Here is a 12,921-nt window from a genome sequence, read left to right on the forward strand (position 1 = left end):
CTACCGCGAGGTGTCCCGTGCCGCGCGCCGGAGCGCCTCCGCCAACCGCTCCGCGAGCCGCTGGACGTGGGGCGCGCGCAGCAGCGTGTAGTGGGTGCCGGGGAAGACTTCTCGCGTCAGCTCACCGTCAACGTGCGCGCTCCAGCCGTCGTCCCGAGGCACCGGATTGTCGCCCGCCTGGAGCAGGAGGACGCGCCCGGTGAACGTCCCGGGACGGTGGTGCTTCAGCGCCCGCAGGTTGTGGGTGAAGACGTTCAGGAGCGTGCGTCCCGAGTCGGTGGATGCCTCCGGCGACTCGAGCTGTCCCTGCTCGAGCTCGAACAGCGCGGCCACCTGACGCGCGTCATCCACGTCGAGCGGCACCCGGTCATCCGCCGCCGGGCTCGGGTCGATGAGCGCCACGAGCTCCACGCTCTCTCCGCGGGACTGGAGCTGGCGGGCCATCTCGAAGGCCACCACGCCTCCCATGGACCAGCCTCCCAGGCGATACGGACCGTGAGGCTGCACGGTGCGCAAGGCGGCCACGTAGAGCGCCGCCATCGCCTCCACCGTGCCGAGCGGCGGACGGCTTCCATCCAGCCCCTGCGATTGGAGTCCGTAGAAGGGCTGATCCGGGCCCAGCTGCTTCGCCAGCGCCGCGTACGCGAGCACGTTGCCGCCCACCGGGTGGACGCAGAAGAAGGGCCGCTGCGTGCCCTCGCGCTGGATGGGCACGAGCGGGGAGAAGACCGTGGGCGCCTGCTGGAGCAGCCGGGCCAGCGTCTCCACCGTGGGCGCCTGGAAGAGGGCGGCCAGGGGCAGCTCGCGGTGGAACCGCTCCCGGATGCGCGCCATCAGCTTCACGGCGAGCAGGGAGTGGCCCCCCATCTCGAAGAACGGCCGCGTCACGCCGATGGGCCGGACGTCCAGCAATTCCTCCCAGAGCGTCACCAGCTCCCGCTCCAGGTCGTCTCGCGGCGCGACGTCAAGGGCCTCGGAGGGACGGGAGGCCGGTGCCTCCGGGACGTGCATCCGGCGCAGCTCCTCGTGTGTCAGCAGGGACGTCCGGTCCAGGAGCGCGTCGGGCGCCGTGAGGAGTGTCTCCAGCAGCGTGCTCCAGCGCTCCATCAGCCGCTGGACTGTGGCGGCTTCGAAGAGGTCCGTGCTGTACGTGAGCGCGCCCTGGAATCCGCCGGGCAGCCGCGTCAGCGCCAGGTCCAGGTCGAACTTCGCCGTCGTCGAGGCGACCTCCACCGCCTTGAGCGTCAGGCCGGGGAGCACGGCCTCCGGCTCCGGCGTGTTGTGCAGCGCGAAGAGGGCCTGGAAGAGCGGGGTGCGGCCCAGGTCGCGCTCGGGCTGGAGTGCTTCCACCAGCCGCTCGAAGGGCAGGTCCTGGTGTTCGTACGCGCCCAGCGTGGTGGCGCGCACCTGCGCGAGGACCTTCCGGAACGACGTGTCCGCGACGAAGCGGGCCCGGAGGACCAGCGTGTTGACGAAGAAGCCGATGAGCCCTTCGGTCTCCGCGTGGCGGCGGTTCGCGATGGGCGTGCCCACGAGCACGTCGTCCTGTCCGGCGTACCGCGACAGCAGCAGCTGGAACGCGGCCAGGAGCACCATGAAGGGCGTGGCGCCCTCGCGCTTCGCGAGCGCCTCCACCGCGTCACTCAGGGCCGGTGACAGCTGGACTGGCAGCCGCGCGCCCAGTGCGGAGCGTCGAGGTGGACGGGGCCGGTCGGTGGGCAGCGCCAGTGCGTTCGGCGCCCCTTCGAGTTGCCGCTTCCACCAGTCGAGCTGGCCCTCCAGCACCCGGCCCTCCATCCACGCGGCCTGCCACCGGGAGAAGTCCGCGTACTGCACGGGCAGCTCCGGCAGCGGCGACGGCTGGCCCTTCCGGAACGCTTCGTAGAGCGCCACCAGCTCGCGCACGAGCACCCCGAAGGACCAGCCGTCGGAGACGGTGTGGTGCGTGCACAGGAGGAGCACGTGCTCCGTCGCGTCCAGGCGCAGCAGCGTGAAGCGCGCCAGGGGGCCGCTGCCCAGGTCGAAGGGACGCAGCGCCTCCGCGTCCGCCCGGCGCCAGACCTCGGCCTCGCGCTCCTGCTCGGGCAGGGCTTCCAGGTCCTCCGTGCGCAGCGTGCCCGTGGGGGCCGCGTGGATGCGCTGGCGTGGCGCTCCGTCGTGGGACTCGAACGTCGTGCGCAGGGTTTCATGCCGCTTCACCAGCGCGTCGAAGGCCCGCTGGAGGGCGGACACGTCCAGCGCTCCGGACAGCCGCAACGCGAAGGGCATGTTGTAGAGCGGACTGCCCGGCTCCAGCTGGTCGATGAACCACAGCCGCTGCTGCGCGAAGGACAGGGGCGCGAGTCCTTCCCCCTGCGTCCGCGTCAACGGCGGCAGCGTGGGGGTGGGCGCCGCGTCCGGCAGCCTCCGCGCGAGGCCCGCGATCGTGGGGGTTTCGAAGAGGGCTCGGACGGCCAGCTCCACGCCGAAGCGGGCGCGCACGCGGGCCACCACTTGCGTGGCCAGGAGCGAGTGTCCGCCCAGCTCGAAGAAGTTGTCATGGCGGCCCACGCCGGGCACGCGCAGCAGCTCCTCCCAGAGGGCCGCGAGGCGCTCCTCGGTGGGCGTGGCCGGAGGTTCGGAGACCCGTGCGGGGAGCCGTGAGGCGTCCGGCACGGGCAGCGCCTTGCGGTCCACCTTGCCGTTGGGCGTCAGCGGCAGGACGGGCAGGGCGAGGAGCGCGGCGGGCACCATGTACTCGGGCAGGTGCCGGTGCAGGTGCTCGCGCAGCGGAGCGGTGTCCACCTCCGGCGTGACGTAGGCCACGAGGCGCGCGTCGCCCGGAACGTCCTCGCGGACCAGCGCCACCGCGTCCCGGACCTCTGGATGCGCTCGCAGCGTGGTTTCGATTTCACCCAGCTCGATGCGGTGGCCGCGCAGCTTCACCTGGAAGTCCAGGCGGCCCATGAAGTCGAGCGTGCCGTCCTCCCGCCAGCGGGCCTTGTCGCCCGTGCGGTACAGCCGTGCGCCCGGCTCCGTGCCGAAAGGATCCGGCATGAAGCGCTCCGCCGTCAGGTGCGGACGGCCCAGGTAGCCGCGCGCGACGCCTTCACCGGCGAAGCACAGCTCTCCGGGCAGACCGAAGGGCACCAGCTCCTGACGCTCGTCGAGGATGTACGCGCGCAGGTTGTCCAGCGGCCGACCGATGACGGGCAGCGCGTGGGACGTCCCCTGTACGTCCCACACGGTGGCGTCCACGGTGCACTCGGTGGGGCCGTAGGCGTTGAAGGCCCGCGTGCGTGAGGTCGCGGCGAGCCTCCGCCACATCACCTCGTCCAGCGCCTCGCCGCCCACCAGCATCAGCGACGGCAGGCGGGGGCGCTCCAGCATCCCCGCGTCCAGGAGCAGCTTCAGTTGCGCGGGCGTGCAGTCCAGCGCGTCCACCCGCGTCCGCTCCAGCCACTCGAGCATCCGCTCCGGCTCCAGCCGGAGGTCGTCCGGGACGGGGCACACGCAGTGGCCGCCCAGCAGCTGGAGCACCTGTTCGATGGAGGCGTCGAAGAACAACGGCGCGTTGATGCTGACGCGGAGCCCCGGGGGCTGTCCCGCATAGGCGGTCCGCAGGAGCGCGTGGTGCAGGTGGAGCAGCGAGCGGTGGCGCACCATCACGCCCTTGGGCGTGCCCGTGGAGCCGGAGGTGTAGATGACGTAGGCGAGGTTGTCCGCGCCCGCCGCCGGCGGCGGGTTGTCCGTGGACTGCTCCGACAGTCGGACCAGTTCTTCGTCCAGCCGTACCAGGTGGGCCACCTCTGGCCGCCACGCTTCTTGCAGCGCCCGCGTCGTCAGCAGCACGGTCGCGCCAGAATCCTTGAGGACGAAGGACTTGCGCGCGGCGGGCGCGGACGGGTCCAGGGGCACGAACGCGCCTCCGGCCTTGTTCACCGCGAGCAGCGCGATGACGCTCTGCGCCGAGCGCTCCAGGCACAGGCCCACCGGGACCTCCGGCCCCACGCCCAACGAGCGCAGGTGCCAGGCGAGCTGATTGGCCCGGGCGTTGAGCTGCTGGAAGGACAGCGTCGTCTCCCCGAACACCACGGCGTCGGCGTCCGGGGTCCGCGCCACCTGCTCCTCGAAGCGGCTGTGCAGCGTGCCGTCGCTGTCGAAGGGCGACACGCCTCCGGCCAGCTCGCCCAGGAGCCGCTGACGTTCCTCCGCCGAGACGAGGGACACGCCGGACAGCGGTGCGTCCGGTTGCATGAGCACCGCCTCCAGCAGCACGCGCAGGTGCGTGAGGAGCCGGGCCATGGTGGGACGCTCGAAGAGGTCCGTGGCGTACTCGAGCTTGCCTCGGAAGCCGTCCTCGCGGCGGTCCAGGTCCAGGCTCAGGTCGAACTGGGACGTGGTGCGCTCCCCGAGGGCCGCGGGCCGCACGGTGAGCCCGGGCAGCGACAGCTCCGGCACCGGCGCGTTCTGGAGCGCGAACATCACCTGGAACAGCGGCGTGCGCCCCAGGTCGCGCGTCGATTGCAGGGACTCCACCAGCCGCTCGAAGGGGAGGTCCTGGTGCTCGTACGCGCCCAGCGTGGTGGCGCGCACCTGGGCCAGCAGCTCCCGGAACGTCGTCCGGGCGCTGAAGCTTCCGCGCAGCACCAGCGTGTTGACGAAGAAGCCGATGAGCCCCTCGGTCTCCGCGTGGCGGCGGTTCGCGATGGGCGTGCCCACGAGCACGTCGTCCTGGCCGGAGTAGCGGTGCAGCACCGTCTGGAAGGCCGCGAGCAGCACCATGAAGGGCGTGGCGCCCTCGTGTCGGGCCAGGGCCTCCACGCGCTCCGACAGGGGCAGGGGCAGGTGCACCGGCACGGTGTCGCCGCGCTGGGTGGAGATGGCGGGGCGGGGCTTGTCGGTGGGCAGCTCCAGGGCTTGGGGGGCTCCGGCGAGCTGCTGGGTCCACCACGCGAGCTGCGCCTCCAGCGCCTCGCCCTGGAGCCAGCCGCGCTGCCATAGCGCGAAGTCCGCGTACTGCACGGGCAGCTCCGGGAGCGCGGGCGGCCGGCCCTCGCGCAGGGCCGCGTAGAGGGCGGTGAGCTCGCGCACCATCACGCCCAACGACCAGCCGTCGGAGACGATGTGGTGCAGGTGGAGCACCAGCACGTGCTCCTCCACCGCGAGCTTCAGCAGCAGGGCGCGGATCACCGGCCCCCGCTCCAGGTCGAACGGCCGCTGTGACTCCACCGAGGCCCGGCGCTCCGCTTCGCGCAGCCGGGCTCCGGCGTCCTCCAGCGCCGTCAGGTCCACGCGCTCCAGCGGCACGGTGGAATGGGCGTGGAGGTGCTGCACGGGCTGGCCCGCCTCCGTGCGGAAGGTGGTGCGCAGGGCTTCGTGCCGCGCCATCAGCGCGTCCAGGCTCCCCTTGAGCGCGGACTCGTCCAGCGCGCCGAGGAGCCGCAGGGCGACGGGCATGTTGTAGAGGGCGCTGCCCGGTTCGAGCTGATCGATGAACCACAGCCGCTGCTGCGCGAAGGACAGTGGCACCAGCGGAGGCCTGGGCGCCCGGGTGAGCGGCGGCACGTGGCCATGGGGGTTCGTGGCGGTGTCCAGGTGCCGCGCGAGCGCGGCCACGGTGGGCGCGTTGAACAACTCACCCAGGGGCAGCTCCACGCCCAGCACCGCGCGGATGCGCGACACCACCTGCGTCGCCAGCAGCGAATGGCCGCCCAGGTCGAAGAAGTCGTCGTGGATGCCCACGGCGTCCAGGTGCAGCACCTCCGCCCAGATGGCCGCGAGCCGGGCCTCCAGCGCGTTCCGGGGAGCCTCGCGCGTGGACTCCGAGGACCGGGGCGCTTCGGGTGCGGGCAGGGCCTTGCGGTCGACCTTTCCGTTCGGCGACAGCGGCAGGGACGGCAGCGCCACCCAGGCGGACGGCACCATGTAGTCGGGGAGCTGCCGCTGCGCGTGCGCCTTCACGCGGTCGGTGCTGGCGCCGTCTTCGTCGAAGACGACGTAGGCCACGAGCCGTTTCTCACCGGGCACGTCCTCGCGCGCGAGCACGACGGCCTCGCGCACGTCCGGGGCCTGGCGCAGCACGGCCTCCACCTCGCCGGGCTCGATGCGGAAGCCTCGCAGCTTGAGCTGGAAGTCGGTGCGGCCCAGGAACTCCAACGTGCCGTCCTCGCGCCAGCGGGCCCGGTCGCCCGTGCGGTACAGCCGGGCGCCCGGCGTGGCGGAGTGGGGATGGGGGATGAACCGCTCGGCGGTGAGGTCCGGCCGCTGGAGGTAGCCCCAGGCCAGGCCGTCGCCACCCACGAACAGCTCTCCAGGGAGCCCCGGCGGCAGGGGCTGGAGGTGCGCGTCCAGCACCCACGCGGTGGAGTTCGCCAGCGGCCGGCCGATGGGCACCGAGCGCTCCACCGTGTCTCCCGCGCGCAGCGTGTGCGTGGTGGAGAAGGTGGTGTTCTCCGTGGGGCCGTACCCGTTGACGAGCACGGCCTCCGGCGCCATCCGCGCCAGGTGTTCCCGCACGCGAGGCACGGGCAGCACGTCGCCGCCCGCGAGCACCTGCCGCACGCCCGCGAGCGATGGGCCTTCGTGCAGGACCATCTGCTCGAAGAGGGCGGCGGTGAGCCACAGCGTGGTGACGCCCTCCACGGACAAGAGCGTGCCCAGCTCCGACAACGAGAGTGCACGCGGTGGCGCCAGCACCAGCTTCGCGCCGTGCAGCAATGCGCCCCAGAGCTCCAGCGTGGACGCGTCGAACGCGACCGGGGCCGCATGGAGGAACACCTGCTCCGGGCCGAAGTGGATGAGGCCGTTGCCCCGCACCAGGCGCACGATGCCCCGGTGCGGGACGCTGACGCCCTTGGGACGGCCCGTGCTGCCCGACGTGAACATCACGTAGGACAGCGCCTCCGCGGGCACGCGCACGTCCAGCGCCGTGTCCGGCTGCTTCGCGATCCGCTCCGCCTCCGCGTCCAGGAGGACCAGGAGCCCGGCCACCGCCGGCAGCTCATCCGCCAGTACCTCCTGCGTGACGAGCACGCTGACGCCCGCCTCCTGGAGCACCCAGGTCGTGCGATCCGCGGGGGCCTTCGTTTCCACGGGCACGTAGGCCGCGCCCGTCTTGAGGATGCCGAGCATGCCGGTGACGAGCTCCGGCGAACGCTCCACGCACAGCCCCACGCGGTCTCCGGGCCGCACGCCCAGCCGCCGCAGGTGGTGCGCGAGCTGGTTCGACCGCCGATCCAGTTCGGCGTACGTGAGCTCGCGCGCCACGACCGGCGGCGCGTCCTCCGGCGGGAAAGCCCCGGCGCTCGCGGGCATCCTCACGGCGATGGCGTCCGGCGTGCGCGCGGCCTGCTCCGCGAACAGCGCGGGCACGGAGGCGTCGCGCGGGTACTCCGACGCGGTGTCGTTCCAGGTGACCAGCACCTGCCGCCGTTCCTCTGGCGTGATCAGCGGCAGGCGCGTCAGCGGAGTCGCTGGCGCATCCACCGCGGCGTCGAGCAGCACCTCCAGGTGCCGAGCCATCCCGGCCACCGTGCCGGGCGTGAACAGGGCGGTGTTGAAGTTGAGGCCTCCCGTGAAGCCCTCCGGCGCACGGTGCAGCAGCAGCTCCAGGTCGAAGCGGATGGCGCCCGGGTCTGCATTCATCGGCTCGAGCGTCAGGCCGGGCAGGGCGAGCACCGGCAGCGGCGCGTTCTGCAATGTGAAGATGACCTGGAAGAACGGCGTGCGAGACGGGTCGCGCGCGGGGTGCAGCTCCTCGACGAGCTTCTCGAACGGGAAGTCCTGGTGCTCGTACGCGCCCAGGGTGGTGTCCCGCACGCGCTCCAGCAGCGAGCGGAAGGAGTCGTCCTCACGCAGCCGGGTGCGCAGGACCACGGTGTTGGCGAAGTAGCCGATGAGGGCCTCGGATTCGGCGTGGCGGCGGCCCGCGATGGGGGAGCCCACCAGCACGTCGTCCTGGCCGGCGTAGCGGCCCAGCAGCACCTGGAACGCGGCCAGCAGCACCATGTACGGCGTGGCGCCCTCGCGCTTCGCCAGGGACTCCAGGGCTTCGCTCAGCGCGGACGGGAGGGTGAACGGCATCAGCGCGCCCCGGAAGGTCTGCCGGGCCGGACGCGGATGATCCGTGGGCAGCTCCAGGTGCGCCGGCGCGCCTTCCAGCTGCCGCCGCCAGTAGCCGAGCTGCGCCTCCAGCACCGCGCCCTGCAACCAGCCGCGCTGCCACAGCGCGTGGTCGGCGTACTGCACCGGCAGCTCGGGTAGCGGGGACGGGAGGTTCCGGGAGAGGGCGGCGTAGAGCGTGCCCATCTCGCGCACCAGGACGCCGGTGGACCAGCCGTCGGAGATGATGTGGTGCAGGTTCAGCACCAGCACGTGCTCCGTGGACGACAGCTTCAGCAGCAGGGCCCGCAGGAGGGGCCCCTGCTCCAGGTCGAACGGCGTGCGGGCTTCTTCCGTGGCGAGCCTTGAGGCCTCGACGCGGCGCTGCTCCAGGTCCGGGATGACGGTGAGGTCCACCTGGCGCAGCGGCAGCGGGCCCGGTGCGTGGATGACCTGCTCCGGCGCGCCTTCGTACTCGCGGAACGTGGTGCGCAGCGCTTCGTGACGGCGCAGCAGCCGGTCGAAGCTCCGCTGGAGCGCACCGACGTCGAGCGTGCCCTCCAGCCGCAGCGAGAACGGCATGCTGTAGGCCGTGTCCGCGGCGCCCAGTTGATGGATGAACCACAGCCGCTGCTGCGCGAACGACAGCGGCAGCACGGCGGGCCGTACCCCACGCGTCAGCGGCGTGAGGCCGGTCGATGCGGTGGGATCGGGCTGAGCCGGAGCGGGGGCCACCGACCCGGGCGGAGCGATGCGCCGGGCGAGCGCCTCCACCGTGGGGGCTTCGAACAGCGTGCGCAGCGGCACCTCCCGGCCCAGGCGCGCACGCACGCGCGCGGCCACCTGGGTCGCCAGCAGCGAGTGCCCCCCCAGCTCGAAGAAGCTGTCCCGCACGCCGACCCGCGCGAGGCCGAGCACCTGCGCGAAGATCTCCGCCAGGGTGCGCTCGGTGTCGTCGCGCGGGGCGATGGGCTCGCCGCGAACAACGGCGGGCGCGTTCGCCGCAGGCAGGGCCTTGCGGTCCACCTTGCCGCTGGAGGTGAGCGGCAGTGCCTCCAGGCGGACGAGGGCGGAGGGCACCATGTACTCGGGCAGCCGCGAGTGCAGGAACGCGCGCAGCCCCGCCGTGTCTAGCGTCCCGCCGTCGACGGTGACATAGGCGACGAGGCGCGGTCCTCCCATGTCGTCCTGCCGCACGACGGCCACGGAGTCGCGCACGCCGGGCCAGGACTGGAGCGCGGCTTCGATGTCTCCCAGCTCGATGCGGAAGCCGCGCAGCTTCACCTGGAAGTCCGCGCGGCCCAGGTACTCCAGCGTGCCGTCGGTGCGCCACCGGGCGATGTCGCCCGTGCGGTACAGGCGCGCGCCGGGCGTGTCGCTGAAGGCATCGGGGATGAAGCGCTCGGCGGTGAGGGTGGGGCGGCGCCAGTAGCCCCGGCCCACCTGCACGCCGCCGATGAACAGCTCTCCCGGGATGCCCACGGGCACCGGCTGTCCGTGGGCATCCAGGACGTACATGCGCGTGTTGGCCACGGGCCGGCCAATGGGGACGACGCGGAGCGAGGCGTCGCGTGGGCACTCCCAGGACGTCACGTCCACGGCGGCCTCGGTGGGGCCGTAGAGGTTGTGCAGCGTGGCGTGCGGCAGGCGGGCCTGCGCGCGAAGCACCAGGTCCGCGGGCAGGGCTTCGCCGCTGCACATCACCTGACGCAGCCGCGTCAGGGACTCCAGGCCTGGCTCCTCCACGAAGACGCGCAGCATGGACGGCACGAAGTGCGCGGTCGTCACGCCCTCGCGGGCCATCAGCGCCACCAGGTAGTCCGGCTCCTGGTGTCCGCCGGGCCGCGCGAGCACCAGCCGCGCGCCCGTCATCAGGGGCCAGAAGAACTCCCACACGGACACGTCGAAGCTGAACGGCGTCTTCTGCAACACCGTGTCCGAAGGCGTGAGGCCGTAGCGCGCCTGCATCCAGCGCAGCCGGTTGACGACGCCCGCGTGCGCGTTCATCGCGCCCTTGGGACGGCCGGTGCTCCCGGACGTGAAGATGACGTAGGCGAGGGCGTCATCGCCGGTCAGCGGCACGGGCCGGGCCGTGGACTCCCGCGCGAGGAGCTCCCCCTGCGTGTCCAGCGCGATGACGTGCGAGGTGCCGCGGGGCCGCGAGGCGCGGGCTCCTCCCCGCGCATCCTGCGTGAGGGGTTGCTCGGCATGCGAAGGCAGCGCGGCACGGAGGCGCTCCTGGATGAGCAGCACGGACGCGGCGGTGTCCTCCAGCATCCCGGCGAGCCGTTCCGGGGGCGTGGCCGGATCCAGCGGGACGTAGGCCGCGCCGGACTTCAGGATGCCCAGCAGCGCGACGACCATCTCCACGGAGCGCTCAAGGCACACCCCCACCAGCGTCTCCGGACCCACGCCGCGAGCCCGCAGGTGGTGCGCGAGCTGGTTGGCCCGGGCTTCGAGTTGCGCGTAGGTGAGGCGCTGGTCCTCGAACTGGAGCGCGAGGGCCTCTGGCGTCCGTTCGGCCTGCGCTTCGAAGAGGTGGTGGAGCGTGGCGCCACGGGGGAAGTCCACGCGCGTGTCGTTCCAGCCGCGCAGCACCTGTTCGCGTGCGGCCGGCGTGAGCCACGGCAGGGTGGAGACGGGGACGTCCGGCGCGGCGACGACGGCCCTGGCCAGCTCGGTCAGGTGCTCCGCCATGCGGGCCACGGTCGCGGCGTCGAAGAGGGCGGTGGCGTACTCCAGGCGGCAGCGCAGACCGTCGCGCTGTTCCCAGACCTCCAGGGACAGGTCGAACTTGGACGTCGTCACCGGCACGGTCACGCCGCCAATCTGGAGCCCGGCGCCTGCCGTCGTCTGGGCCTCGGGCACGTTGATGACGTTGAGGACGGTCTGGAACACCGGCGTGCGGCTCAGGTCGCGAGGCACCTGGAGCACGTCCACCAACTGCTCGAAGGGCATGTCCTGGCGTCCGTAGCCGCCCAGGGCTTGCTGCTTCACGCGCGACACGAGCTCGCGGAAGCCCGGCGCTCCGTGCAGCTTCGCGCGGAAGGCGAGCGTGTTGACGAAGCAGCCCAGCAGGCCCTCCACCTCCGGACGCGACCGTCCGGCGATGGGCGTGCCCACCGCGAAGTCGTCCTGTCCGGAGGTGCGGGCGAGCAGCACCTGGAACAGCGCCATCAGGACCATGAAGGACGTGGCGCCTTCACGGCGGCCCAGGGCGAGCAGGGGCTCGGACAGCTCCCGTGGCAGGTGGAATGCGTGGGCGGCGCCCGCGTAGGACTGCGTGGCGGGACGGGGGCGGTCGGTGGGCAGCTCCAGCGGCGGCGTGCCCTGGAGCAGGTCCTTCCACCAGCGGGCCTGCTCCGCCAGCACCGGGCCGGACAGCCACGCGCGCTGCCACACGGCGTAGTCGGCGTACTGCACCGGCAGCGGCGGCAGGACGGACGCAACGCCCGCGCTGGCGCAGGCATAGAGGACCGGCAGCTCCTGGCTGAGGACCAGGGCGCACCAGGCGTCCGAGACGACGTGGTGCAGGAGCAGGTGGAGGACGTGCGTGTCGGGAGCCAGCCGCAGCAGGAGCGCGCGGGCGACAGGGCCGGTGTCCAGGTGGAAGGGCGTGGCGGTGTACGCCTGGCAGCGCAGAAGCATGGCGGCTTCGCGCGCTTCGGCCGTGTCGCCGGGGACGTCCTCCGTCTGCAGGGGAAGGGTGCCCGTCGCATGGATGACCTGCACCGCTCCGTCGTCGGCCAGCGCGTAGGTGGTGCGCAGGACCTCATGGCGTTCCACGAGGGAGTGGAGCGCCGCCTGGAGCGCGGGGGTGTCCAGCGTGCCCGTGAGTCGGAAGATGATCGCGTTGTTGTAGGCGGTGCTCTCCGGCTCCAGCTCCTGGAGGTACCAGAGCCGCTGCTGCGCGAACGACAGCGGCAGGGGCCGGTCTCGCGGCGCACGCGGAATCGGTTGGAGGGCACCGGAGGACACGACGGTGGACACTGTCGAATGGGCCTGCACGGTCGTGGCCTGGGTACCCGTGAGCGGCACCGCGCCTTGAGCCGCGATCTGGGCCGTCACGGCCGCAGCGCTCGCAGCATCCGTGGACCCCCTGCGCTTTGCCGGCAGCTTGAACCCAGGGAGGTTCACGGCCTCGACGCGGCCCTCCGCGCGCAGGCGCACGGGACGGCCGGTGCGGTAGAGGCTCATGGCCCCACTCAGCGGATGCGGCACCAGTCGCTCCGCCATCTCACCCGCAGCCCTCCAGAGCGCGGCCGGCAGACCCGCGCCCGACAGGGCCAGCTCTCCCACGACGCCCGCGGGCACGGGCTTCCCGGCCGCGTCCAGCACCCAGACGTCCAGCCCCGAAGGCAGCTTCTCCTCCGGTGCACGCGGCAACAGGCCTCCGTCACGGGCTTCACCCGCGAGCAGCACGTCGCAGCCCGCCGTGCGCTGGAGCGCCGACGCCAGCTCCTCCGACGCGTTCTCCAGGACCCATGCCCCCACCGGGGCCAGGGCCTCACTCGCCCCCGCGAGGTCCGTCACCGCGCGGGCCAGCCGTGCCGTGGTGTTCACCAGCACCGCCCCCGCCTGCCGTGCGAGGGACAGCAGTTCCTCGGCGTCCGTCTCCTGCTCGCCGCGCACGCGCCGCGAAGGTGTCGCCGCATCAGCGGCCAGGGCCTCCCGCGCCGTGGCCAGCCGCCGGAGCCCTTCCAGGACCACCGGCGTCTCCAGCCCGAAGTCGATGAGGCACGTCACCTCGTCCACGTCCGAGGCCCGCACCTCCCGCAGCCGCTGGATGCCGCTCTCCACCGTGCCGATGAGGCCCGTGCCCTTCGCGTGGTGCTCGAA

General features: G+C 72.7%; 1 protein-coding gene (cut by a window edge). It reads right to left on the minus strand.

Translation table 11 applies throughout. From position 1 onward, the window contains the following. Positions 1–12,921: the 3' portion of a non-ribosomal peptide synthase/polyketide synthase gene (locus AABA78_RS28760; RefSeq protein WP_338267841.1), read on the minus strand. The gene runs 19,473 nt beyond the window's last position; the window shows 12,921 of its 32,394 coding nt (coding positions 19,474–32,394); its start codon lies off the right edge, out of view; its stop codon occupies positions 1–3.

It is taken from the genome of Corallococcus caeni (assembly GCF_036245865.1).
Taxonomy (GTDB): Bacteria; Myxococcota; Myxococcia; order Myxococcales; family Myxococcaceae; genus Corallococcus; species Corallococcus caeni.